This is a genomic window from Cryobacterium aureum, from assembly GCF_002954245.1.
Lineage (GTDB): Bacteria > Actinomycetota > Actinomycetes > Actinomycetales > Microbacteriaceae > Cryobacterium > Cryobacterium aureum.
On the sequence record NZ_PPTG01000014.1, the window covers coordinates 179,228 to 203,744 of the forward strand.

The window sequence follows — 24,517 nt, forward strand, 5'->3', positions numbered from 1 at the left end:
TGGGGCGGATATCTCGGTCTCGCGAGCGTCTTGTGCCCACGCGTGCCCACAATTGATTCGTTTCCGTCCACTCATTATGGGTAAAACTTCCAGCCCAGACCCCCTGAACTTTGAAAAATCGAATTGAGCTACTTTCGGAGGCTCCACTCGGCGATCAACGCAACGGCCTTCGAGAATGCGTCGTCGTCGGGTCTGTTCAGAAATGCGTGTCGAGTGCCCTGAAGGACGTGGCGCTGGACGTCCACGCCGTAGCTGGAGAGTTCTGATGCGAATGCGTCACCGGACGCTCGCATGTTGTCCCTCTCCGCGTTGATTGAGAGGGTTCTCGGAAACTTTTGGAGGTCGTGGCCACCAGGAAGGCGAGCCTGTTGGCAAGTTCGGCTTGTGAACCGGCATAGTTACGGTTCATCGCGTTCAACGCCCAGACAGAGTGAGTGACCCGACGGTGACCGTGCGCCCGTTGCTGAACATTTTCAGTTCGGCGGTGCGCTGCGTGGAAGAACCCATAGGTGAGGACGGCACCGACGGGAGGCAATCCTTCGTCGGTCGCGCCGAGCGTTGCTGCAGCGGCGAGACACGCTCCGGCACTGGCACCTCCCAGAATCACTCCACGTGGCGACTGAGCGCGCACATTGCGGTATGCGGCGAGGACATCGTTGAGGGGTAATGGGAAGCGCCCTCTGGGAAGGGCCGCACGTGTCTTCATCCAGCTCATGCCAGGAGCCGGTGCGAGTCGGTAATCCACTGTCGCGACCGACAGCCTTTGGTGGGCCAATGATTGTGCTACGGCATGCGCTTCGGGTTGGTCGAGACCGCCTCTGAAAAAACCGCCTCCCTGAAGCCAAAGCAAGGTGGGCCCAAGCGTCGATCGGTCGATTGGTGACGGTCCGTACCACCGAACTGGGACCAGACTGTGAGGAGTGACCTCAGTCGCGGAGGCCGTCCGCATGGGTCTACGCGACCGCAACATCGCGTGCCTCAGCGGCGTTGGCATTGTGAATCTTGGGCGCCCATCCTGAGAGGACGGCTGCAGTCGCTAGTGCTAATTGACCGACATACGGCAGGACTGCGGAAACGATCGACGTATTGGCGCCAGTCGTTCCGAAGGTGTCAGCTATCGACATCCCAATACTGAACCCCGCAAAGAAGCGGAAGAAAACTGCGCCGCGCGGCTCATAGTGTTCGCTGGCAAATCGCGGTCAATCGTCACGGTAAGCCCTGCGGCTCCGCGAGCGATGTCGCGCCGCCGGTGGCCGGCTTCTGCCGCGGCCAATGAGTCTGCGCACCATTCCTCCAGATAGCGGGCGCGGACTGCGCAGGGCAGCATCAGCGCAAGGACACGAAGGAACACATCGCTGTTCATGCGACGGTTCCAGTCGCGATCGCATTCGGGGCAACGACGACCCGGGCCACCCTGGCCTGACTCCGCGTTGCAACCGCGGCCACCACTTCCCTCGCGGCTGATGTTCCGTCCGAAGTCAGCTCATATAGGCGTCGCCGCGGGCCAGTCCGTTCGGAATCGTCCTCCCACTCCGAAGTCACCCATCCTGATCCTTCCAGGCGCTCCAAAATGGGATAAACGCTGCCTGCAGGGCGACCCGTTTGTTTCACGACGCGCAGCCCCCAAATCGGCGCCTCGCCACTGAGTAAGGCGTTCAGCACATCGACGGTGGCCGAAGTAACACGGCTGAGAGGAACCATAACGTGACGCTATCACTACATATATAGAGATAGCTTGCTTCCGACCAGCGTGCGGCCGCAGACGCCGAAGCCCCGCACCGCGAGGTACAACGCTGGAAGACGGGACGTCAGGTGCGGGCGACTCAGAAAATCGGAATGAACCTGGACAAGTCGTGGATCAACTCAACTCCAATCGCTCCGTCCATTCACTTCGTCGCGTTCGGATGATGGGTGTGGACTTGCTCGAGGAACACATCCTGCCCGTCCACGTAGAACCAAATTCGAGCGTCACCGTGGGCAGTGGGTTTGTGCTGCCAGCGCTCGTGGCTTTTGCCTTCGCGCTGGACGTGCCCCAATTCACCGCGGAGCGGGTAATTCGTAGGGGTCCGGTCGGTGGGTGTCTTCGTCAGGAAATCCCACGCGTCTGCCATCGGGTTCCGGATCGTCGCAGCCAAGTCGCGCCATCCTGTGCGTGCGCCGGCCGAGGCGAATCGAATCGCGTACTCGGTCTTCTTCGCGGGCCTGGCGACCAGGTCGTCTTTCGCCACCGTCAGGGACGCTCAACCAGTTCAGCGTCCTCGAGCCACTCGAGACTCTCAACCGGGTAGCTCGCCAGCCCAGCAGCGAGCGCGGTCGCGGTCTCGCGCCAAGAGGTGAGCTCGGCGATGGCGAGGTGCGCCTGGCCTGTGGCGAAAGACGCTCGAGCAGCGTTGACGAGATCTTTCGCGCACTGTGCCTGATCCCCCGGCGACAGCGCCAGCATCCACGGGAACCGGTCAGCCATTCTCGATGAAAGCGTGCCCTCGTCATCGAGCGTGACCGTGATGAGGTCTGCTGCGAATTGCAGAAGTAGAGCCCGAGCGTCGGCCTCGCGCTGCGACATCAGCACCAGCGGCTCACCGTCGCGGCGCGTGATCTGGACAGTGTGATCCTCAGCCTCGGCGAACACGTCGGCCGAGTGCTTACTCAGGTCTGATGATCGCCGAGTCGTGGTACGAAGGTCGTTGATCAGAGTCATGTGATCATCGTATTCGGAATGCATTCGGAAGTCCAGGCCCTACCGGCGCTGCGTATCCGTCATGATCATTCTGGACCAGCCACAGTGACCGCTGATAGGACATTGATACCCATGACGAAGTCATGAGCGGAATCTCTGATCGAGGAAGGATCGACTTTCGTCACCTGCGGCACGTACCCACTTCTGCCCACAATCGTAGCGCAATCATTGCTCAATCATGATCACCGTCGTGAGCAAAAACGAATCTTGATCGGCTATTTACCGTCGGGAGGGCGACTGGAAAAAGTTCGTGGTTCGCCCTCCGGAGGCCGGGGCAGCAGTTCGAATCTGCCTGGGGGCACACTCTTAGCAACCAGGTCGTCTTTCGCCACCGTTAGGGACGCCCAACCGATTCAGCGTCCTCGAGCCACTCGAGACTATCGACCGGGTAGCTCGCCAGTCCAGCAGCGATCGCGGTTGCGGTCTCGCGCCAAGCGGTGCGCTCGGCGATGGCGAGGTGCACCTGTCCTGTCGCGAACGACGCTCGTGCAGCGTTGACGAGGTCTTGCGCGCACTGTGCCTGATCCCCCGGCGACAGCGCCAGCATCCACCGGAACCGGTCAGCCATTCTCGATGAGAGCGTGCCCTCGTCATCGAGCGTGACCGTGATGAGGCCTGCTGCGAATGGCAGAAGTACAGCGCGGGCGTCGGCCTCGCGATGCGACATCAGCACCAGCGTCTCACCGTCGCGACTCGTGTATATTGATATTCAATAACATCGAAAAACAATACGGAGTCACTCATGGTCCAGGGGAATGTCATCGAGAGTCGACCACTTCGCGAGCGGCCGAAAGTCTTCCGCGTGGTCCGCGCGATCCTACTGATCGTCGCGAGTTTCACGGTCCTGAGCGACCTCACGCAGGCAATCACGATCGTGACTGGGCGCGCGTTGATGGCGTTCGGAGGTGCCGACGGCCGACTGCCTTTGGCTCATCTGCCGCAGCTCTTGAAAGCGGACCTGCGAGACGGCGCGAGTGGGACGCTGGCTGATGCCGACCTATCGCTGCGCCTCCTCAGCGCCCTACCAACCCTCGTCCATGGCGCGACGATTGTTCTAGCGACAGTGTTCCTGCTCCGCGTTCTGCGCGGGATAGCGCAGGCACGTCCTTTCGACCCGTTCGTCCTGACCAACTGGCGACGGCTCAGCTTCGCACTCCTCATCGGCGGAGTGTCCCAGGCCCTAACGGATACCGTCGCGAACGTTTACCTCACCTCGCGCATCGGGCTCCTGTTTGGCACCGGGGCAGTCTCTACCGAGCAGCAGGAACAGTTCCTCGGCGGCGACTATCAAGCGATTAACACGAACTACCCGCAATGGCCGGTGTCCGTTATAGTCGCCGGACTCGTTGCCCTCGCGCTCACAGCTGCGTTTCAGGCCGGAGCCAAACTCGAGAAGGATGTCGACGGAGTTGTCTGAACCGCTCGATGAGACTTCGGCCAACCACCGGATCGTCTGCCATTTAGACGCCGTACTAATCGGCAAAGGCATGACGCTCACTGAGCTGTCTGCTCGCACGGGAATCACCATGGCCAACCTCTCGATCCTTAAGAACAACCGGGCGAAAGCCATCCGTTTCACTACGCTTACCCTCGTTTGCGACGCTCTCGATACGACGCCGCAGCAACTCTTCTCGATCCGTGAGTAGAGCCGGATCTACCGACCGCTGAATCCCGGCCACACGTCGGCTAGCGTCAAGTATGAACGCAAGCCGACGAGCTCATTCGGCGGAGATGAACCTCACGCGGTGACGTCGATGCCCGTGCGGGGCGCCTGCCCGGCGAGGTAGCTCAATGCGTTACCGATGGCAACTCCGAATGATTGTGAGTACTCGTCTCCAGCGTATTTGGTGGCCATCAGCTGAAGGTATGCCGGAGAAACTTCTTGACCGGCGGAAAGATATCCCGACTGACGGTCCAGGGCGATTTCGACTGCAAACATGGAAACAATACTTGAGCTGTCATCGACTCGACGTCCGGTCGCTTGGTAGACGATCTCGCGATCGGATGCCGTCAACAGAGACATGAGCTTGTCGGCCGGCTGCACTCCGGTGGAACGAGGGGCCGACGTTCGACTCGGGGTGAGCCCAGCAATCGATGCGGCGGAGTTGACGCTTAGTGACACAGAAACTCGCTTCTAATAGAGGTAGTCAATTGCGGAGTTGAGTCCCACTGTATCGAGGCGGTTTCGTTTCTGCGTAGGGACTATCACTTCTACTGAGCGCGGAGCAACTCCAGAAACTCGTCGGCCATGCCGAGCTGGTCCTGGAGTTTCTGGCGTCGCGCAACGGTTTCGGCAATGAAGGCGTTGAGTTGCTGCTTTGTTTCGGGAGTGTCGGCATCCGCTTCACCGTTTTGTCGGGCGTCGATGACCGCCAGTAGCGTCGTCATCTCATCGAGAGTGAAGCCGAGCGGTTTCATACGACGAATGAGCATCAGCCGAGTGAAATCGTCGGGCGTGTATAGACGAAAGCCACCATCGGTACGAGCGGATGCCTTGAGCAGACCGACCTCGTCATAGTGCCGAATCGTGCGCAGCGAGAGCCCGGTCTTGTCGGCGAGTTCGCCGATGTGCATTGTGACCGCAGAGTCTGTCGCGCCTGGTGCCATCGGAAGGCCTCTTTCTTTGGGGTCACAATCAACCCTTACGTTAGTGTAGTGTTGCAGAAGTCGGCTGACATTCATCTGTGAGCCCACTCTCCCACCATTGTCCTTGATGGCGTTGTCCCTGATGGCGTTATCCCCGAGGGCCGGTGGAGGTGCGCACTGCGGCGCCCACCCAACTCTTCCGTATCCACTTCGGCCGCCACTCGGCCCAGCTTCTGGAGGCCTCATGGCCATCGTTCAAAAATCTGCTGCATCGAACCGCTATAAAGCGGAACCCTCGGTTCTCACCGCCCTGCGCACGCCGCGCCTGCTCACCCGGGAGGTGCTCGCCGGGCTCGTCGTGGCGATGGCTCTGATTCCCGAGGCGATTGCGTTCTCGATCATCGCCGGCGTCGACCCCCGCGTGGGCCTGTTCTCCTCCTTCGTGATGGCCGTCACCATCGCCTTCGTCGGCGGCCGCCCCGCTATGATAACGGCCGCTACCGGCGCTGTCGCCCTCGTCATCGCCCCTGTCGCCCGCGATTACGGCATGGAATACTTCATCGCCACCGTCATCCTCGCCGGGGTATTCCAGGTCGTCCTGAGCCTGATCGGCGTCGCCAAGCTCATGCGCTTCATTCCCCGCAGCGTCATGGTCGGCTTCGTCAACGCCCTCGCCATCCTCATCTTCGGCGCGCAACTCCCCCAGCTGCTCGGCGTGCCGTTCCTGGTCTACCCGCTGGTCGCGGCGGGCCTGGTCATCATGGTCGTCATGCCGCGCATCACCAAGATCGTTCCCGCGCCGCTCGTAGCGATTGTCGTCATCACTGGCGTCACCGTGCTGATGGCTATCAAGGTGCCCACGATCGGCGACCAAGGCGAACTCCCCCAGAGCCTGCCCGAGCTGTTCTTTCCGAACATTCCGCTTCGCTGGGAGACGTTCACGATCATCGCCCCCTACGCCCTCGGCATGGCCCTGGTCGGCATCCTCGAGTCGCTCATGACCGCGAAGTTCGTCGACGAGATCACCGACACTCATTCCAACAAGACCCGGGAGACCTGGGGCCAGGGCGTCGCCAACATCATGAGCGGCCTGTTTGGTGGCATGGGCGGTTGCGCCATGATCGGCCAGACCATGATCAACGTCAAAGCCTCGGGTGCCCGCACCCGCATCTCGACGTTCCTCGCCGGTGTCTTCCTTCTCGTTCTGGTGCTGGGCCTCGGTGACGTGCTCGCGGTCGTGCCCATGGCGGCCCTGGTCGCGGTAATGATCATCGTGTCCTATCTCACGTTCGACTGGCACAGCATCCGCTTGTCGACTCTTAAGCGGATGCCCAAAAGCGAGACCACTGTCATGATCGCCACGGTCGTCATCATCGTTCTCACCCACAACCTCGCAATCGGTGTTGTCGTCGGTGTCATCGTCGCGATGGTCGCCTTCGCGCGTCGCGTCGCCCACCTCGCCCGGGTTGAGCGCACCGTCGAGCTCGATCAGCCCGTTCCGACGGCCTATTACACGGTGACCGGAGCGCTGTTCTTTGCCTCGAGCAACGATCTAATGACCCAGTTCGAGTACGCCGACGACCCCGACCGCATCGTCATCGATCTGTCGGCATCGCACATCTGGGACGCCTCAACCGTGGCCACCCTCGACGCCATCACCTACAAATATGAGCGACACGACAAGCACGTCGTCATCGAAGGCCTCAACGAGGCCAGCCACGAACTGCACGCCCGCCTCGCCGGCAACCTCGGCGGCGGACACTGACTGATTCAGTCGGCCCACACCTCGGCGATCGGAATCTCCTGCCGCAGAATATTCGAGGCCGCTCGGTGACCGGAGCATAGCGCTGCGGTTACCGTCGCGGGATCGTCCGTCCAGGTCGCCTCTCCGGCGAGGTGGAGCACCCCGCCGATGGGCGTTGCGAGATCGTCGTGGTCGGCTGTTGTGGAGCCGAGCTTCATATAAGCGTACGAACCGCGCGCGAAGGGATCGTCCTGCCAGGCGGTGATATCCACGCGGATCGGCTGCTCCACCCGAGCGCCGTAAAGTCGTCGCAGTTGCCCGAGAATGGAGTCGACGACCTGCTCTTCAGTCCAGGTGCGAATCTCCCGGGCCACCGGACCGGCCGCGAATGTCAGCAATGTCGGCGTTTCGTGCAGAGCCGTGAGGTCGTACCAGGAGTGCCACCGGCGGCTCTCGGGGCCTTGCTGCCGGATAGCGTAGACCCCGTCGTCCCAGAACTTGGTCGGGAACCGCAGAAAGACCTTCTCGAAGGCGTTCATCGTGAGTCGCCCCAGGGCCCCGGCGTTCGGTTCGGGGAGCGCTGGTTCGATGATGAAATCGGCCGATTGGAGCACTCCGATCGGTACCGTCACGACCGCGTTGTCCGCCGTCAGAGTGCCGTTTCCCGTCGTGACGGTGACACCCTCCGTCGACCAGCGCACCCGGGTGACGACCTGGTCAAAGCGGATGTCCAGCCCGGCCGCCAGGTGCCCCGGCAGTTGGTCATAGCCATGTGAAAAAACGACTTCATCGCCGTCGATGACATCGTCATCAAGGCCGTGGGCGGCAAGGTCCTCGATCCACGCCCCATACTGTTCCTCGCTTCGATGCTGCAGAAATTCGCGCACCCGTTCAGCACGATCATCGTCCCAGCCCAAGCTGGCCAGGGCTGTCTCGGTGACGTGCCGGTAGGAGGCATCCGCTTTCGAGGCAGCGACCGCCGTGACCAGCGCAGCGTCGACCGCGCGCACGTCGTCGGCGAAAGCCCGCGCGGCATCATCGCCCAGACGCTCGCCAGTCGGACCGTAGTAAGCGATCGGGCGGCTGTCCGGCTGGTATCCCCCGACGGTGAACTCCACAGTCGGCAGGCCGAACGCCTCGGCCGCCGCCGCGACGGGGTTAGCAGTGACGCCGTGGATCCAGGATGCGCCCAGGTCGGTGACCAGCCCGTCAGCGCGGTCTGTGCACACTCGTCCGCCGACGCGGTCGCGGGCCTCGAGCACCACGACGCGGCGGCCGGCCCGCGCCAGCAACCGAGCGGCGGTCAGCCCTGCTACTCCGGCGCCAACCACGATCGTGTCTATTTGTTCCATGCCTGACCTTATTCCTCTGCCCACCTCGCATGGGGGCGGACTGACGCTATCGATCCCGCCCTGCCCGCAACAGCGTTGAGGGCAGTGGTGAGGACATCCGCTCATTTATTGACGACGACCGACCGTGACGGTCGTGGATGCCTCAATCGTTGTACGACTGCTGCAGAACCGGCGGGGCGACACGGTATTGCGCGAGCGGTTCAGGATGGAGCGGTATGTGCACGCACCCGCTTTGATCGGCGCCGAGGTGAGTTCCGCGATTCGCGGGCTGCTGCTCACCAAGGCGTCAACGGGGCCCAGCCACGTCCACAGGCCCTGGCTCGTCGGCAGAGAAGGAGTGCGCGGTCGCACCGGGCGGCCCGCGGGAATCGCTTCTACGACGCGTGATGGTTCATGCTCGTCTCAGTTGTTTCGAGTGCCCATTATTGGGGGCCGTGAGGGCACACTTGCCACGAGGGGACGGTCAGTAAGCTGAGGCGAACTTGATCTCGAGGATCGCACTACTTCGTTTCGGCTCTTTCCGAAGTTGAAGACACGTAAATAGACGGGGAAAAATATCATGCGGATCTCGATTGTCGCGTCCATAGCGACGCCCGTGGTGATGATGGCGCTGCTTTCAGGGTGCGCGGCGAACAGCGGAACGAGCAGCGCATTAGAGCGGTTACGCACCTCGACGAAAGCCTGCTCCGTGACTCAAGTTCAGGCCGTCATGTTCGGCGATGTTGCGGCCGACACTATCTCGCAGACCGGGGACTTCGCTCAACCGGATCTTTTCTCGGCCAGCCAGTCGGTGATCTGCGCGGGGGAATACGCCACGACTGATCCCGACGCCTACGACACCAGCAGGGTATCTATCGCCATCCTGGCCGGCGGTTCGGAGGTCTTCGAAAAATTGGACAAGACGCTTCAAGCCGCTGACTTTCCGGAAAGCAGCCTGTCGGGCATGAGCACACATGGTTGGTCCAACAGCGACGTCCAAATCTATGCTGTCAAAATGTCCGATTCTCTTGCCGACTCCAGACAAACCGAATTTACGTCGAAAACGAAGGCAATCGTGGTCACGATCAAGCCGGTGCAGGACTAACGCCGTCATTTCATCGGACCGGGTCGCCTCGCCGGAAAAGTGGAACACACCGGCGATGGCTAATCGACTGGCACGAATCGGCACCCATAGCAGCGTCGAGTGCAGCCGTGATGACATCCGCTCGTCTATCGAGGGTGACCACCGGCAATGACGGTCAAATCAAACGGCGGGTCGGCCAAGGAACGGCTGCTCGCTTCGGCCGCCCAACTGTTCTACGCCAAGGGCCTGTTGGCAACAAGCGTCGACGCGATCACCGCCGAGCATTGCGCCTTCCTATTGGGGGGCGCCATGGTTCGTGCCGGGCTCGCCGGTACCGCTGACCGCCTTCACCACGCTCGCCGAGCTGCTGCGGCCATGGTCGACGCGCTCGACACACGAAGAAGCCCCGGTCGCGTGACCGGGGCTTCTTCGTCATCCAGTGGGAGTTAGTGGCTGCTCAAAGCCGGTTCCTCGAACTGGTTGCTCGTGTTGTTCACGCCGCCAGCCTTGAGGGCTGCTGCACCGGCGAAGTACTCCTTGTGGTTGTCACCGAGGTCCGAACCGGACATGTTCTGGTGCTTGACCGTGGCGATTCCCTCGCGGATTTCGCGACGCTGCACGCCCTTGACGTAGGCGAGCATGCCCTGATCGGCGAAGTAGCCCTTGGCCAGGTCATCCGTCGAGAGTGCAGCCGTGTGGTACGTCGGCAGGGTGATGAGGTGGTGGAAGATACCAGCCTCTTTGGAGCTGTCGCGCTGGAAGGTACGGATATTCTCGTCGGCATTCACGGCCAGTTCGGTCTCGTCGTAGTCGACGCTCATGAGCTTGGCGCGGTCGTAGGCTGAGACGTCCTTGCCTTCGGCGAGGAGTGCGTCGTACGCCTGCTGACGGAAATTCAGGGTCCAGTTGAACGACGGGCTGTTGTTGTAGACCAGCTTGGCGTTCGGAATGGCCTTGCGAACCTCGTTCATCATGCCTGCGATCTGGCCGATGTGGGGCTTCTCAGTCTCGATCCAGAGCAGGTCGGCACCATTTTGCAGCGACGTGATGCTGTCGAGAACGCAACGCGCCTCGCCGGTTCCGGCGCGGAACTGGAACAGGTTGCTAGCAAGGCGCTTCGGGCGAAGCAGCTTGCCGTCCCGCTTGATGACGACGTCACCGTTACCAAGGTCGGCCTCGGTGATTTCGTCAACGTCGAGGAAGGAGTTGTACTGGTCACCGAGGTCGCCGGGCGTGTACGTCACGGCGAGCTTCTGAGTAAGGCCGGCACCGAGCGAGTCGGTGCGCGAGACGATGATGCCGTTCTCGATACCGAGCTCGAGGAACGCGTAGCGAACGGCGTTCAGCTTGGCGATGAAGTCTTCGTGAGGAACGGTGACCTTGCCGTCCTGGTGGCCACACTGCTTTTCGTCCGAGACCTGATTCTCGATCTGGATGGCGCAGGCGCCAGCCTCGATCATTTTCTTTGCCAGGAGGTAGGTGGCTTCAGGGTTACCGAAGCCGGCATCGATGTCGGCGATGATCGGCACAACGTGGGTCTCGAAGTTGTCGATCTGCGTCTGGATCGCAGCTGCTTTGGCGTCGTCGCCGACGATGCGGGCGTTGTCGAGGCCGGTGAAGAGCAGGTCGAGCTCGCGGGCGTCAGCCTGACGGAGGAAGGTGTAGATTTCTTCGACGAGAGCGGGAACGGTCGTCTTCTCGTGCATGGACTGGTCGGGGAGCGGACCGAATTCGCTGCGCAGCGCTGCAACCATCCAACCGGACAGGTACAGGTAGCGCTTGTTGGTCGTCTTGAGGTGCTTCTTGATCGAGATCATCTTCTGCTGGCCGATGAAACCGTGCCAGACGCCGAGCGACTGGGTGTAGACGGAGGAATCGGCGTCGTACTCGCCCATGTCCTTGCGCATGATGTCGGCGGTGTACTGAGCGATCTCGAGGCCGGTCTTGAACCGGTTCTGGGCCCGCATCCGGGCGACGGACTCGGGGTTGATGGCGTCCCAGCTGCTTCCAACCTGCTGCTTGAGGGCTTCGATATCCTCGATGTCTTTCTGGTACTCAGTCATGTTCATTCCTTCGACGTATGAGTTGGGCTGAGCCGGGACTTCTGACTCAACTGGCCGGTATCGGCTGCTAAACCCAGATTGACGCAAGAACAACCGGTCTTCTCAAGAAAGTTAGCCAGAATAAACGCGATTCTTCTGCAATTGAAAAGTTATTCGTCGGGGATGGGTCTATTCCGGCCCGAGGCCGGGTATGACGATAACCAGTCGGCATCGTGGGCACCGATAGCAGGATTCCAGCCCTTCGGCGGTGTCGACACCGTCAGTGATCATCTCGGTGCCGCAGGCAGGACACAGGGGGGCGTCAGCGGTTTCTTCGTCGATCATGCGTGCCGTGTCGTTGACTCGAGCGATTTCAGGCCGGCACCGCAGAGCGGCACGACTACCGACTCGGCCGTGAGCAGGCTCGCGGCCGTCGCCCAGGTGCGGCTGACGGAGTGGAACGTCTGGTCGACGGCGGCGCGCACGGCGGCGAAACACACGGCCGAGGTGGGCTCGACGAAGAGCCCCTCGTCGGCCAGCTCCTGCCGGGCGGCCGCGGTCTGCCGGTCGGTGACAGCGACGATGGTGCCGCCGGTGGCACGCACGGCCGCGAGAATCTGTCGTCCCCGGGGTGGCGCCGCAATGGCGATGCCCTCGGCGATCGTGCGGCCGCCGTCAGCGGCCACGGGCGCATCGATACCCTGCGCCATGGCCTGTTCCAGCGGCGCACAAGCGGATGCCTGCACCGCGACAATCCGCGGCATCCGCTCGGCGAGACCCGCGGCCACCAGCTCGCTGAAGGCGAGGTAGCAGCCGAGCAGCATCGTTCCGTTGCCGACAGGAACCACCACCGTCTCCGGCAGCGAGCATCCACGCTGCTCCCAGATTTCGTAGCCGTAGGTCTTGACGCCGTGCAGAAAGTACGGATGGTAGACGTGGCTCGCGTAGAGCACACCGGGTTGCCCGGCCGCCTGCAGGGCCGCCGCGGAGGTGTCCCTGCGCGAACCAGGCACCAGTACAACCGTCGCGCCGTGCGCACGCATCTGCGCGAGCTTGCCGGGCGACGTGGACTCGGGCACGTAGACCGTGCAATCGATGCCGGCCCGACCGAAGTACGCGGCCATCGCCGTGCCGGCGTTGCCGCTGCTGTCGACCATGGCACTTTCGACGCCCAACCGTTTGGCGAGGGTCGCGAGTATGACGGCGCCGCGGTCTTTAAAGGAGAGCGTCGGCAGCAGAAAGTCCAGCTTGAGTTGCACGTGCGGAAGCGCGCGGGCCGGCACGAGTGGTGAGAAGCCCTCCCCCAGGGTGATGGTACGGTCGGCAGCGATCGGCAGGGCTTCGGCGTAGCGCCAGAGCGAGGTGGCGCGGCCGGGTAGAGCCGCGGCATCCATTTGTGTGGCGAATTCGACCACGTCGAGCACACCGCCGCAGGTGCACCGCCAGGCCAGGCTTTCCACCGGGTAGATTGCGCCGCAGTCGGAGCAGATTAGGTCAGGCATCGCTTCAGACTAACTGCCCCGCACTCAATTTCATGAGCCCGTCTTATGGCGTGAGTCGCGACGAATCCATGCGCGAGGTCATGTCGCAGCAGTCCGACTACTACGGCGGACACCTTTCGGATCGAGTCACCGCCCCCGACACCGACTGATGCTCCCCATAGGGTGGGACGCATGATGTTTCACCGATATTGGCGCATCGGCCTGATGGCGCCGGTACTCGGCTTTCTCCTGGGGGCCGCCGTGTTCGGCGTGATGGCCATGGGCGGTAACTCTCAGACCCGCTCCGGTACGACTGTCGAAAGCGTCGCGCGGGCGGTTTTGGGCTTCGGTTCCGTGGGTCTGGCGGTCAGTCTCGCCGCGCTGATCGGCGGAATCATGATGGTCGCCTGTATCGACCCGCACCTCGCTAAAACGTCTGGCGCGCGCACAGCATGGGCCGCTCTGGGGGCGGCCAGCGGCGTACTGGTTCTCGGAATCGTCTTCGCCACCGTGCAAGGGAGAGTCGGCGATAATTGGGCCTCCCTCATCGTCTCCTTCACCGTGGTGCTGGCCATCGTTGCGGGCATCGTGGCAGCGTTTCTGGTGTACCGGGCGGAGCGGCGAAGCGAGCGCATCCGGCCAGCCCGGGTGGAGCATCCGCTGCCCGGTGCGTGGCTGGAGTTCTAGAACGTAGGGTGGGCACATGATTATTCGGCGTTACTGGCGCATCGCGGTGTTTGCACCGTTCGTGGGGTTTCTCCTCGCGGCGGTCGTGGCGATCATCATGACCGATGCCGGTAGCCGTGAAACCGAATTTCGGTTCTGGTTTGTCGTGCGTTCCATGGCGAACTACGGTGTGATCGGTTCAGTCATCGCGGCGGCGGCGCTACTGGGCGCCCTGGCCGCCGTGGCGATCGTCGATCGGCACCTCACGAAATCGCGGCGCGCGCGCACGTCGGGAGCCGCAGTCGGCGCGACCCTGGGCGTAGTGCTGTTATCAGTGGTGGTGGCCGGCGTGCTGTCCCTGATCGACGATGGAGCCTACGCCGGAATCACCATCGCATTCGGTCTGGTCTTCGGTGTGGCCGCCAGCGTCGTGGCAGCCGTCATGGTGTTATATGCGGAATGGCGCAGCCTCTAGGCAGCAAACCGCTTCTGCGAGCGCGCCTTGGCCTTCTCGGCCTCGATTTCACGGTTCTTCGGCGGCGCGACACTCACCAGGTCTTCGAGCAGGTGCCGTGAAATGTGCGCGATCTCGTGCACCGCACGGTCGAACGCCTCCGCGTTCGCCTTCGACGGATGCGTCGACCCGCTGATCTTGCGCACGTATTGCAGTGCGGCCGCGTGCACCTCGTCATCGGTCGCGGCAGGTTCAAAGTTACTCAGGACATGAATGTTTCGGCACATGCCTTCAGGGTAATCACGCTTCCGACAGCCTTCAAGACCCGGGCGTAGGATGCCCCCGCTCGGCTTCGACAGGAGACGTCCCATGCCCGCACCCGACCTGATTTCGCTCACGGCTGCTCCCCCGCATCATCCGGAGCGAGGAGCTGGACTCGACTGTTGTCATCGGCACACGGTCGGGCCTACGCCGTGAGAGTCAGCGCCGAGTGGGTCTTGGCCTTCTGAATCTCGGCGTACAGATCATGTCTGAGCTCGGAGAACCGCGGCAACGCCCTGGTTGAGAGCTGGTCGCGCTCGGACGGCAGGTCGATGATCATCTCTCGTTGCACGATCGTCGGCGTCGATGACAACACGATCACGCGCTCAGCCAAATAGACGGCCTCGTCGATGTCGTGGGTCACGAACAGCGTGGTGATCTTCAAGTCCCGCCAGATCTCGCGAACCAGGTCTTCCAGATCGGCTCGGGTCTGCGCATCAACTGCAGCGAACGGCTCATCCATGAGGAGGACGTCGGGCCGGTACGCTATCGCGCGGGCGATGGCGACTCGCTGCTGCATACCACCGGAGAGTTGCCACGGATATGATCGCGCCGAGTTTTCCAGGCCGACATGGGCCAGGGCCTCCGCAACGCGCGCCCCGCGTTCTTTCCCCGGAATCTTGAGTTCTTTGAGCGGCAGTTCTACATTCTCAGCGATGCGCAGCCACGGGAACAAACTGCGCCCATACTCCTGAAAGACGAGGGCGAGCCCCTCCGGCGGTCCGGCAACGGCTTTGTCGGCAACCCGGACCGTGCCCGAGGTTGGTTTCATGAGGCCGGCCATGCATTTCAGCAGGGTCGTTTTGCCGCTCCCAGAAGGTCCGACCAGGCACACGAATTCGCCCGGGGCAACGGTGAAATGTACATCTCGCAAGGCCTCAAAACTCGTCTCGGCCGTGCGGTAGAGCTTCTGCAAATGAGTGACTTCAAGCATGGGATTCCTTTACTTTGCTGGTCGGTCAAGCATCACGAGCCGCGCGGCGCATGCCGGTGTACCACCGCAGCGAGCGCGACTCGAAGATTTGAAAGAAAACGGATGCCACCAGCCCCAGCAGCCCGAGCACGATGATGCCGGTCCACATTTCGGGAAGCGCAAAGTTGCGTTGGAACTGCACTACGGTGAAGCCCAGCCCGTTGGTGGCGGCGAACATCTCACTGATGACCATCAGGATGATTCCGACCGATAGGCCTTGGCGCATTCCGGCGAGAATTTGCGGGGATGCTGCCGGAAGGATGAGCTTGACGATACGTCGCCGTGGGCTCAGTCGATACGACTTGGCGGTGTCGATCATGACGGAATCGACGGCCCGCACCCCCTCGACGGTGTTCAGCAAAATCGGCCACAGGCATCCCAACAGCACGACAATGATCTTCATCGTGTCGCCAATACCGGCGAACAGACCGATAATCGGCACGAGCACCGGTCCGGGAATGGCGCGAAACAGTTCGAGTGTTGGCTCACAGTAGGCCCGCACCCGGGGAAGCAAGCCGATGAGGGTGCCGAGTGCGACTGCAATGACGGTCGCGACGACGAAGCCGACGAGTAAACGCCAGACGCTCGCGAATCCGTCGACAACGAGGCGAGATTCCATGCCGCCGTCGAGCCAGGTCGCCGGGAACGCCTGGAGTATGCGCTGCAAGGATGGAAAATACACGTTTGTGCTGTCGAAGCTGACCACCCACCACGTCGCCACAAGTACGACCGGCAGGGCCAGGGTGTGGAGGATTGATTGCGCAGCTTTCATTCGCTGGCATCCTTTCTGAACGACATGTGCCAGGCCAACACGCGCTTCTCCACGAGCCGGACAACGATATTGACCGCCAGACCGAGCAGTCCGGTGATGAGGACAAGCGCATACATTCGCGCGTTCGCCCCTCCGGACTCGGCGAGCGCGATACTTTGGCCGAGCCCCGGCGTACCGATGATGAGCTGCGCCGTGACGGTCAGCACCAGGGCTACCGTGGCGGCCAGACGGATGCCGGTCATCACGAATGGAAGCGCGGTCGGCCAAATCACATACCGCATCACGCCCCACCGACTGAACCGGTACGACCGTGCCGTGTCGGCGACGACCGGGTCAACATCGGCGACCCCGTACACCGTTTGCACGAGAACCTGCCAGAAGGCGGCATAGATGACGAGGACAAGGGCTGACTCGTAACGCGGGCCGAAGACCAGCACCACCAACGGCACCAGGGCGACCGAAGGAATCGGACGCAGAAATTCAACGGTTGAGGACGTCGCACGTCGCAGCGGTTCACTGCTGCCGAGAAGCACCCCGACAACGATGCCGGCTACCGACGCCACGACCAGGCCAATCGCCCAGACGTAGATCGTGTCGTAGACGGCCATCCACATGGTGGCTTCGCCGAGTAAGTCGATGAAAGCGGCCAGAATCACAGTTGTCGGCGGCAGATCCTGGGCTCGGACGATACCCAGGGGTGCCAGAAACTGGGCGATGAGTGCGACGGTCAGTAGCCCGGCGCAGCCGAGCAACGTGTTCGTTGCGCGGCCGCGCGCCCGGAACCGCCGCCGCGACAAAGCGGAGGTGTTGACCCTCACCTCGAACGTGGGGAGGGTGTCCAGGCGATTACTCATTTGGCGATAAAGCCGTCATAGTCCGGCTCATCACCCAGAACGCCGTAGCTGATGGCCGCCGCCGCAAGCGTTTCCAGGCCGGCCCGATTAATCTCGGGGATCCACTGCGACAGTCCCACCGTCGCGGCCAGGTCGGGGCTCAGTGACGCGTAGTCCTGGATGATCGCCCGAACAGCGTCCTCATGAGCGGATGCAAACGCGAACGACTCCGAGAGGGCCTCCCGGAAGCTCGCGACGAGTTCCGGGTTGGTCTCGACCGTTTGCGCGGATGCGAAGTAGAAGGCGGAATCGAAGTTCTCGGCCATGTCGACCATGGGGCTCGCGGCGATCACTCCGCCTTCCTGCAGAATCTGGGTACGGAACGGTTCCGTGGTCCAGGCCGCGTCAACCTCTCCGGCTGCCAACTGGGCTGGCATGTTCGGGTAGGGAACCTCGACGAACGAGATTAAATCAGGGTCGCCCCCGGCCTGCTCCAGGGAATGCCGAATGGTGATCTCACCGAAGTTACTGAGAGCGTTGATCGCCACAGTCTTGCCTTCCAGGTCGAGAATGCTCTCGATACCGCTGCTGGCCAACGCGGCAACCTCTGTGGTGTCGGCTCCGTCGATATTGGTCGAGGTGGAACCGTTCGAAATGACTTGGATCGGAATTTCGTTCTGGTGGGCGACCAGCAGTGAGACGACATTGCTGTAGCCGAAGTCGTACTCGCCGGAGACCACGGCGGGGACGATAGCTGCACCGCCTTGGGCGAGCTGTATGTCTAATTCCATGCCGTGGTCGGCGAAGATGCCTTGTTCAATGCCCAGGTAGATCGGAGCGACATCGGTGATCGGGATCAGCCCGAGAGTCACCGTTGTGAGCCCGCCATCCGCGGTTGTCTCGGCGGCACCGGGATTGGTCGGGCTGCAGCCGGCCAGAGCCAGTGCTGCGACGAAGGCGATCGCCGCGGACGAGATCGCGGGGCCAAACGGCCTACGAGGTGAGCTGGCACGAATTGCGCTCATGGTGGGTGGTCCTTCCGAAAACGCTGAGCTCCTCCGACATGATCGGGGAGGGTGTTGAATCAGATGCTGAATGAGAATGGCTCTCGCTTCATGGGAATGAAAAGTCATTGTCAATGTATGAAAAGTATCCGTGAATGCCGAATGATGTCAAGGTTTCGTTAGATGGAAATCAGCACGTTACTTGATCGAAACATCCGTGCCCCACTGTGGTTTTCGTGCTCATGATGCACGTATGACCGAATATTTACGACGTGAGCACCCAAGAAGTTATTGTCATCCAATAAAAAAGATGTTTTACTGAATGCAATCATGAGCGCGACAGAAACACGAGGGGCTTGATGAGCGCAGTACCTGGCAAGGCCGACACGACCACCCGAACGGCCGAACGTGCTTTGGCGCTGCTCAGCGTTGTTTGTGAGCGCGGCTCGCTCACGCTCGGTGAGGCCGCGAAAGCGGTGGACCTCTCCGCCAGTACGGCGCTGCGTCTGCTCCGCACGCTCGAGGCAACAACCTTTATTCGGCGTGACGACGATGGCAATTACCGCCCGGGGGTGGCCATCGTGCAGCTCGGCGTTCTCGCTTTGAGTCAGGAATCACTCGTGGCGCTGTGCCACGAGCCGATGACACGGATTGTGGAGCAGACCGGTGAATCGGCCTATCTGAGCATTCCCGCCCCCGGACGACAGGGACTGTACGTGGCAATTGTTGAGGGAACTCACTCTGTGCGACACGCGAACTGGGTCGGGCGCAAGTTTCCCCTTGATTCGAGCGCCTCCGGCAAGGCCCTGCAGGGCGGCAGCGGCCCAAGCGGATACTGCGTGGTCAGCGACGGGGTCGAGCGTGACGTCACCGCAATTGCCGTACCGATCACTGTCAGTGACCAAATTGTGGGCGCCCTCAGCGTTGTCGTCCCGAGCTATCGAATCACGACCTCAACCATCGAACGCATCAGCCAAATTCTGCTCGGGGAAGCACGTCAGCTCTACGCCACGTGACCAGCCCAGGCACTTTCCCGCAACATCCACTGCCCCAGCCAGAATAAGGGAATCCCGACCATGACCAGCACCGCGTCGAACACCACCACCCCCCACACCGCACGCCCCGTTCGCGCCGCGCGCGGCACCGAATTGACCGCGAAGAGCTGGCAGACCGAGGGACCGCTGCGCATGCTCATGAACAACCTCGACCCCGAGGTTGCCGAGCGCCCCGACGACCTCGTCGTCTACGGCGGCACCGGCAAGGCCGCCCGTAACTGGGAGTGCTACGACGCGATCGTGCGCACCCTTGAAACGTTGGAAAAAGACGAAACGCTGCTCGTGCAGTCCGGCAAACCGGTCGGCGTGTTTCGCACCCATGAGTGGGCGCCGCGGGTGCTCATCGCCAACTCCAACCTGGTGGGCGACTGGGCCACCTGGCCCGAGTTTCGCCGACTCGAGCACCTGGGGCTCACCATGTACGGGCAGATGACCGCTGGATCGTGGATCTACATCGGCACCCAGGGCATTCTGCAGGGCACTTACGAAACCTTCGGGGCCGTGGCCACCAAACGGTTCAACGGCACGCTGGCAGGCACACTCACGCTGACCGGCGGGGCCGGCGGCATGGGCGGCGCGCAGCCGCTCGCCGTCACCATGAACGACGGCGTCATACTGATCGTCGACGTCGACCCGGCCCGACTGCAGCGCCGCGTCGATCACGGTTACCTCGACGAGATGACCGACGACATCGATGACGCCATAGCCCGGGTGCTTGCGGCCAAGACCGAACGCCGCGCCCTGTCGGTGGGCCTGGTCGGCAATGCCGCGACGGTGTTCGCGGAGTTGCTCGCCCGCAAAGTACCGATCGATATCGTCACCGACCAGACCAGCGCCCACGACCCGCTCTCCTACCTGCCCGAAGGCGTCACGGTTGAGGAATGGCACGCCTACGCTGCCGAGAACCCCGAGGAGTTCACCGTGCGCGCCCGCGCCGCGATGGCCAAGCAGGTCAAGGCCATGGTCGAATTTCAGGATGCCGGAGCGGAAGTTTTCGACTACGGCAACTCCATTCGGGCCGAAGCGAAGCTCGGGGGCTACGACCGGGCTTTCGAGTTTCCGGGGTTTGTGCCGGCCTACATTCGGCCGCTATTCGCCGAGGGCAAGGGGCCGTTCCGCTGGGTAGCGCTCTCCGGCGACCGTGCCGACATCGCGGCCACCGACAGGGCCATTCTCGAGCTGTTCCCCGACGATGCCGGTCTGCACCGCTGGATCACGAAGGCCGAAGAAAAGGTGCAGTTCGAAGGCCTGCCGGCCCGCATTTGTTGGCTGGGCTACAAGGAACGACACCTCGCCGGGCTCAAGTTCAACGAAATGGTCGCCTCCGGCGAACTCAGCGCGCCCATCGTGATCGGCCGCGATCACCTCGACTCGGGCTCGGTCGCCTCGCCCTACCGCGAGACCGAGGGCATGAAAGACGGCTCAGACGCGATTGCAGACTGGCCGCTCCTGAACGCGCTGCTGAACACCGCGTCCGGCGCGACCTGGGTGTCGATTCACCACGGCGGCGGTGTGGGAATCGGCCGCAGCATCCATGCCGGACAGGTCATCGTCGCCGACGGCACGGCGCTGGCTGCCGAGAAGATCGAGCGCGTGTTAACCAACGATCCCGGCACCGGCGTCATGCGTCACGTCGACGCGGGCTACGAACGGGCCGAAGAAGTGGCCCGCGACCGCGGTCTGCGCGTGCCCATGTGGGAAGAGTGATGCACGTACCTCGACTGCACGTACCTCGACTGCACGTACCTCAACTGCCCAGTGGCCTCGCCGAGATCGCTGATGTCGGCCGCGATCACCGTCGTGGCGGCTACTCGCGTCATCTCTGGCAGGCGGCCGACCTCGAGCTGCGCTCCTGGTTCGTCGAACGCGCCGAGCGCCTCGGTCTCGATGTCGAAACCGACCGGAACGGCAACCTCTGGGCCTGGTGGGGCCAGCCTGGAACGGACGCCGTCGTCACTGGCAGCCATCTCGACTCCGTTCCCGGCGGCGGCGCCTACGACGGGCCGCTCGGCGTGGTCTCCGCCCTCGAAGCCATCGGGCGACTGCAGGCCAGCGGCTTCGTTTCGACCAAACCGTGCGCCATTGTGATGTTCGCCGAAGAAGAGGGCTCCCGCTTCGGCGTCGCCTGCCTCGGCTCCCGGCTGTTGACCGGCGCCATCGATGCTGACCAGGCGCGGGCGCTCACCGACCACGACGGCGTGACGCTGGCCGACGCCGCGCGGCAGGTCGGAGTCGACCCCGCCCACCTCGGCATCGACCGCGATGCGCTCGCCCGCATCGGACTGTTCATTGAACTGCACGTTGAGCAGGGGCGCGGCCTGATCGATCTCGGCCAGCCCGTCGCCGTGGCATCATCGATTCTCGCCCACGGCCGCTGGCGGCTCACCGTCACCGGTCAGGGCAATCACGCCGGCGCGACCACCATGGGTGAGCGCCGCGACCCGATGGTCGCCACCGCCCGGGCGATCGTCGGCGTGCAGGCGGCCGCTCTTTCACTCCCAGGAACCCGGGCGACGATCGGCCGCATCGAAGCGATCCCCGGCGGTACCAACGTCATCGCAAGTTCGGTGCACACCTGGCTCGATGCCCGCGCTGAGACCGACCAAGAAACTCGCCTGCTCGTGGCCGACATTGACGCTCGTGCCCAGCAGGCCGCCCAGCAGAACGGATGCTCCGCCACCCTCACCGAGGAATCCTGGGCCGGCGCGGTGCAGTTTCACCCCGGGCTCCGCGAGCGGTTTGCGAGGGCTCTCGGTCAGCTGCCCGAACTCCCCACCGGCGCCGGCCACGACGCCGGCGTGCTCGCCGCCCAGGTGCCGAGTGCCATGCTGTTCGTGCGAAACCCCACCGGCATCTCACACGCGCCGGAGGAATTCGCCGAGACAGCAGACTGTGCGGCCGGCGTCGATGCCCTGGAACTGCTGTTGCGCGAGCTGTTGTCAGAGCGCCCGCTGTGAGCAGCTTCTGGTGCGAGGCCCTCGTGATCGACGGCGTTGCCGTGACGGGGGTGCGGCTGGAGGCTGGCGCAGACGGACGCATCGCACGGGTTCAGCCGGGGGCTGCGGCGGAGGCCGCGGACATCCGTTTGGGTACGGTTGTGCCGGGGTTCGGCAATGCGCACTCGCATGCTTTTCACCGGGCACTGCGCGGCCAGACCCACGGGGAGGGCGGCGATTTCTGGCTCTGGCGGGAGCGGATGTACCGGGTCGCCGCCCAGCTCGACCCTGCGAAATATGAGGCCCTGGCCACGGCGGTGTTCGCCGAAATGCTCGTCAGTGGCTATACCGCGGTCGGCGAGTTCCACTACGTGCATCATCGCCGGGGCGGCACGCCGTATTCGGACGAGCACGCCATGGAACTGGCGCTCGCGGCGGCGGCGCGGGCCGTCGGCATCCGCTTGGTGCTGCTCGACACCGTTTACCTGCAGGGCGGCATTGGTCAGAAGCTCGCGCCGGAGCAGCAAGCTTTTGGCGACGGCAGCGCGGCCGGCTGGCTGACCCGCTGGCGCGCGCTTCGTGCTCAGCTGGCCGGCGACGATCTCGTAACACTCGGGGCGGCCCTGCACTCGGTGCGCGCTGTCACGCCCGACGCGATGCGCGAGGTGCTCGATGGGCTGCCCGTGGAGATTCCCCTGCACATTCACCTCTCCGAGCAGCCGCAGGAGAACGCGGATTGCCTGGCCGCGTACAGAATGACCCCGGCCGGCCTGCTCGATTCTCTCGGGGCACTGGCGCCGCGCCTGAGTGTGGTGCACGCGACCCATCTCAGCGACGACGACCGCGCACTTCTCGGCGACGCCGGGGTGAGCGTCGTCATGTGCCCCACCACCGAGGCCGATCTCGGCGACGGCATCGGGCCGGCGCTCGCTCTGGCCGCGGCCGGCGCGCCGATCGCCCTGGGCTCAGACCAGAACGCGGTCATTGACCCGTTGCTGGAGATGCGCGGCCTCGAAATGGGCGAACGGCTCGCCTCCCACAAGCGCGGACGGTTCACCCCGGCCGCGTTGCTGAACGCAGCATCGACCGCCGGCTATGCCGCACTGGGGCTCGGCCGCCACCGGCTGCAGGTCAGCAACCCGTGCGATCTGGTCGAGATCAGCACGACCAGCGTGCGCACGGTCGGGTGCTCCGTCGCGCAGTTGCCGCTGACCGCAACGGCTTCCGATGTGCTGCGGGTGGTCGTTGGCGGGCGGCTCGTGGCCGAGTGCGGTCTGCTGGTTGGCGGCGAACGACCGGCAACGCTCATGGCCGATGCGCTCGCTAGGCTCGGCAGATGACTGAGTTGATCACGGGTATCGGCGAGCTCACCACGCACGATGACTCCGGCGAGCGGCTGCACGACGCGGCTCTGGTGATCGGCGACGGCCGCATTCTCTGGATCGGCTCGGCCGCACTGGCGCCCTCGGCCGATCACCAAACGGATGTCGGTGGCCGCGCCGTTCTGCCCGGCTGGGTCGACACGCACACCCATCTCGTGTTCGGCGGGGACCGTTCGGCCGAGTTCGAAGCGCGCATGGCTGGCCAGGCCTATGCCGCCGGCGGCATCAACACCACCGTCGCCGCGACGCGTGTTGCGAGCGAAGCCGAGCTCCTGGCCACGGCGCACGGCCTGCGCCACGAAGCCGAAGCCCAGGGCACCACCTTTCTCGAAACGAAGACCGGGTACGGGCTCGATGTTGAAAGTGAGGCTCGTTCGGCGCGGGCGGCCGCGCAGATTGCCGATGTCGTGACCTTTCTCGGTGCCCACATCGTGCCGGGCGGCCTGGATCGTCGGGACTACCTCGACCTCGTGACCGGGCCGATGCTCACGGCTGTGCTTCCCTACGTGCAGTTCATTGATGCGTTTTGCGAGCAGGGGGCCTTCGATGTCGAGGAAACCCGCGAGGTATTGCTGGCCGGCCGTGCCGCCGGTTTGGGATTGCGGGTGCATGGTAATCAGCTGGGTTTCAGCGGTGGTGTGCGCCTCGCCGCCGAGCTGGGCGCTCACAGTGTCGACCACTGCAACTATCTGGAGCCGGCCGATATCGACGCGCTGGCGGCATCCACCACGGTCGCTACCCTGCTGCCGGCCTGCGATCTGTCGACCCGACAGCCGTTTCCACCGGCGCGCCGTCTGCTCGACGCCGGCGCGAGCATCGCCCTGGCGACCAACTGCAATCCCGGCACCTCGTACACGACGTCGATGCCGTTCTGTGTGGCGACCGCCGTGCTGCAAATGGGTCTGACCGTCAGCGAAGCCGTCTGGGCGGCAACCCGCGGGGCAGCCCGGTCGCTCGGCCGCGACCAGGGAGCGGATGCCGTCGGCTCCCTGCAGGTCGGCGGCCGTGCCGACCTGCAAGTGCTGAATGCCCCGTCGATTTCACACCTGGCCTACCGCCCCGGAGTGCCGTTGACCGCTTCGGTCTGGCGTCAGGGCGTACGCGCTGGCTCCTGAT

Annotated in this window: 26 protein-coding genes and 1 pseudogene; 12 read left to right on the plus strand and 15 right to left on the minus strand. The window is 63.3% G+C overall.

Translation table 11 applies throughout. The features are described from left to right. Positions 1–128 precede the first annotated feature (128 nt). The 5 genes and pseudogenes from CJ028_RS21905 to CJ028_RS06480 all read right to left on the minus strand — a co-directional run bounded on the left by CJ028_RS21905 (position 129) and on the right by CJ028_RS06480 (position 3,404). Positions 129–994 (minus strand): annotated as a pseudogene (locus tag CJ028_RS21905) (alpha/beta hydrolase). Between the two features lie 365 nt (positions 995–1,359). Continuing rightward, on the minus strand, positions 1,360–1,701 hold the full coding sequence (locus CJ028_RS06465; RefSeq protein WP_105034449.1) for a PadR family transcriptional regulator: 342 nt from the start codon (positions 1,699–1,701) through the stop codon (positions 1,360–1,362). Positions 1,702–1,886: 185 nt separating this feature from the next. Beyond that, positions 1,887–2,228, minus strand: coding sequence for a hypothetical protein (locus tag CJ028_RS06470; protein WP_105034450.1), 342 nt, complete (start codon positions 2,226–2,228; stop codon positions 1,887–1,889). A 2-nt stretch (positions 2,229–2,230) separates the two neighbouring features. Further along, positions 2,231–2,698 carry a prevent-host-death protein gene (locus CJ028_RS06475; RefSeq protein ID WP_105034532.1) on the minus strand — a complete coding sequence of 156 codons (468 nt, stop codon included), beginning with the start codon at positions 2,696–2,698 and terminating at the stop codon, positions 2,231–2,233. Positions 2,699–3,071: 373 nt separating this feature from the next. Further along, positions 3,072–3,404, minus strand: a complete 333-nt coding sequence (locus CJ028_RS06480; RefSeq protein ID WP_240607128.1) for a prevent-host-death protein — start codon at positions 3,402–3,404, stop codon at positions 3,072–3,074. Between the two features lie 135 nt (positions 3,405–3,539). Between CJ028_RS06480 and CJ028_RS06485 the strand changes: the two genes are divergently transcribed. Continuing rightward, complete coding sequence (locus CJ028_RS06485) at positions 3,540–4,154, plus strand: hypothetical protein (protein ID WP_129590400.1); 615 nt, start codon at positions 3,540–3,542, stop codon at positions 4,152–4,154. Continuing rightward, entirely contained in the window at positions 4,147–4,383 is a 237-nt protein-coding gene (locus CJ028_RS06490) for a helix-turn-helix domain-containing protein (protein ID WP_439099033.1), read from the plus strand. The genes CJ028_RS06485 and CJ028_RS06490 overlap by 8 nt, the downstream gene beginning before the upstream one ends. Before the next feature lie 92 nt (positions 4,384–4,475). Here the strand turns inward: CJ028_RS06490 and CJ028_RS06495 are convergent, their stop codons facing one another. Both CJ028_RS06495 and CJ028_RS06500 read right to left on the minus strand, forming a co-directional pair. Beyond that, a complete protein-coding gene (locus CJ028_RS06495) occupies positions 4,476–4,859 on the minus strand; it encodes a hypothetical protein (protein ID WP_105034453.1) in 384 nt (127 codons plus the stop codon). Positions 4,860–4,948: 89 nt separating this feature from the next. Then, positions 4,949–5,311, minus strand: a complete 363-nt coding sequence (locus CJ028_RS06500) for a MerR family transcriptional regulator (RefSeq protein ID WP_240607129.1) — start codon at positions 5,309–5,311, stop codon at positions 4,949–4,951. Between the two features lie 256 nt (positions 5,312–5,567). Here CJ028_RS06500 and CJ028_RS06505 point away from each other — a divergent pair, with 256 nt between their 5' ends. Next, the gene (locus CJ028_RS06505) at positions 5,568–7,088 is read left to right on the plus strand and encodes a SulP family inorganic anion transporter (RefSeq protein WP_105034455.1); all 1,521 of its coding nucleotides are present in this window, start codon (positions 5,568–5,570) and stop codon (positions 7,086–7,088) included. A 5-nt stretch (positions 7,089–7,093) separates the two neighbouring features. Here the strand turns inward: CJ028_RS06505 and CJ028_RS06510 are convergent, their stop codons facing one another. Next, complete coding sequence (locus CJ028_RS06510) at positions 7,094–8,419, minus strand: flavin monoamine oxidase family protein (protein ID WP_105034456.1); 1,326 nt, start codon at positions 8,417–8,419, stop codon at positions 7,094–7,096. A 559-nt stretch (positions 8,420–8,978) separates the two neighbouring features. On the opposite strand from CJ028_RS06510, the gene CJ028_RS06515 reads away from it, so the two are divergent. Next, positions 8,979–9,503 (plus strand): hypothetical protein, encoded by a 525-nt coding sequence (locus CJ028_RS06515; protein ID WP_105034457.1) that lies wholly within the window; start codon positions 8,979–8,981, stop codon positions 9,501–9,503. A 147-nt stretch (positions 9,504–9,650) separates the two neighbouring features. Beyond that, positions 9,651–9,932: a hypothetical protein gene (locus tag CJ028_RS06520; RefSeq protein WP_105034458.1), complete on the plus strand. Its 282-nt coding sequence runs from the start codon at positions 9,651–9,653 to the stop codon at positions 9,930–9,932. Here CJ028_RS06520 and CJ028_RS06525 read toward each other — a convergent pair. Together CJ028_RS06525 and CJ028_RS06530 are read right to left on the minus strand one after the other, a co-directional pair. Next, positions 9,929–11,545 carry an isocitrate lyase gene (locus tag CJ028_RS06525; protein WP_105034533.1) on the minus strand — a complete coding sequence of 539 codons (1,617 nt, stop codon included), beginning with the start codon at positions 11,543–11,545 and terminating at the stop codon, positions 9,929–9,931. The genes CJ028_RS06520 and CJ028_RS06525 overlap by 4 nt on opposite strands. 320 nt (positions 11,546–11,865) lie before the next feature. Then, positions 11,866–13,026, minus strand: coding sequence for a threonine synthase (locus tag CJ028_RS06530; RefSeq protein ID WP_105034459.1), 1,161 nt, complete (start codon positions 13,024–13,026; stop codon positions 11,866–11,868). Between the two features lie 171 nt (positions 13,027–13,197). On the opposite strand from CJ028_RS06530, the gene CJ028_RS06535 reads away from it, so the two are divergent. Then, positions 13,198–13,692, plus strand: coding sequence for a hypothetical protein (locus CJ028_RS06535; protein WP_105034460.1), 495 nt, complete (start codon positions 13,198–13,200; stop codon positions 13,690–13,692). Between the two features lie 16 nt (positions 13,693–13,708). Beyond that, on the plus strand, positions 13,709–14,146 hold the full coding sequence (locus CJ028_RS06540) for a hypothetical protein (protein ID WP_105034461.1): 438 nt from the start codon (positions 13,709–13,711) through the stop codon (positions 14,144–14,146). On the opposite strand, the gene CJ028_RS06545 is transcribed toward CJ028_RS06540, so the two are convergent. The 5 genes from CJ028_RS06545 to CJ028_RS06565 form a co-directional block, all read right to left on the minus strand. Continuing rightward, entirely contained in the window at positions 14,143–14,412 is a 270-nt protein-coding gene (locus CJ028_RS06545) for a DUF2277 domain-containing protein (RefSeq protein WP_105034462.1), read from the minus strand. The genes CJ028_RS06540 and CJ028_RS06545 overlap by 4 nt on opposite strands. A 179-nt stretch (positions 14,413–14,591) precedes the next feature. After that, positions 14,592–15,380: an ABC transporter ATP-binding protein gene (locus CJ028_RS06550; protein WP_105034463.1), complete on the minus strand. Its 789-nt coding sequence runs from the start codon at positions 15,378–15,380 to the stop codon at positions 14,592–14,594. A 25-nt stretch (positions 15,381–15,405) separates the two neighbouring features. Further along, positions 15,406–16,191 carry an ABC transporter permease gene (locus CJ028_RS06555; protein WP_105034464.1) on the minus strand — a complete coding sequence of 262 codons (786 nt, stop codon included), beginning with the start codon at positions 16,189–16,191 and terminating at the stop codon, positions 15,406–15,408. After that, positions 16,188–17,045 (minus strand): ABC transporter permease, encoded by an 858-nt coding sequence (locus CJ028_RS06560; protein WP_105034465.1) that lies wholly within the window; start codon positions 17,043–17,045, stop codon positions 16,188–16,190. The genes CJ028_RS06555 and CJ028_RS06560 overlap by 4 nt, the downstream gene beginning before the upstream one ends. After that, on the minus strand, positions 17,042–18,049 hold the full coding sequence (locus tag CJ028_RS06565) for an ABC transporter substrate-binding protein (RefSeq protein ID WP_161498910.1): 1,008 nt from the start codon (positions 18,047–18,049) through the stop codon (positions 17,042–17,044). The genes CJ028_RS06560 and CJ028_RS06565 overlap by 4 nt, the downstream gene beginning before the upstream one ends. Positions 18,050–18,387: 338 nt before the next feature. Here CJ028_RS06565 and CJ028_RS06570 point away from each other — a divergent pair, with 338 nt between their 5' ends. The 5 genes from CJ028_RS06570 to hutI are packed head-to-tail and all read left to right on the plus strand — an operon-like array spanning position 18,388 to position 24,516. Beyond that, positions 18,388–19,044, plus strand: a complete 657-nt coding sequence (locus tag CJ028_RS06570) for an IclR family transcriptional regulator (protein ID WP_105034467.1) — start codon at positions 18,388–18,390, stop codon at positions 19,042–19,044. A gap of 60 nt (positions 19,045–19,104) precedes the next feature. Then, positions 19,105–20,790 carry a urocanate hydratase gene (hutU, locus tag CJ028_RS06575; RefSeq protein WP_105034468.1) on the plus strand — a complete coding sequence of 562 codons (1,686 nt, stop codon included), beginning with the start codon at positions 19,105–19,107 and terminating at the stop codon, positions 20,788–20,790. Further along, positions 20,790–22,040: an allantoate amidohydrolase gene (locus CJ028_RS06580; protein ID WP_105034469.1), complete on the plus strand. Its 1,251-nt coding sequence runs from the start codon at positions 20,790–20,792 to the stop codon at positions 22,038–22,040. Before hutU ends, CJ028_RS06580 begins: the two co-directional genes overlap by 1 nt. Further along, the gene (locus CJ028_RS06585) at positions 22,037–23,359 is read left to right on the plus strand and encodes a formimidoylglutamate deiminase (RefSeq protein WP_105034470.1); all 1,323 of its coding nucleotides are present in this window, start codon (positions 22,037–22,039) and stop codon (positions 23,357–23,359) included. The genes CJ028_RS06580 and CJ028_RS06585 overlap by 4 nt, the downstream gene beginning before the upstream one ends. After that, positions 23,356–24,516, plus strand: a complete 1,161-nt coding sequence (hutI, locus tag CJ028_RS06590) for an imidazolonepropionase (RefSeq protein ID WP_105034471.1) — start codon at positions 23,356–23,358, stop codon at positions 24,514–24,516. Before CJ028_RS06585 ends, hutI begins: the two co-directional genes overlap by 4 nt. The last annotated feature ends 1 nt before the right edge of the window (position 24,517 follow it).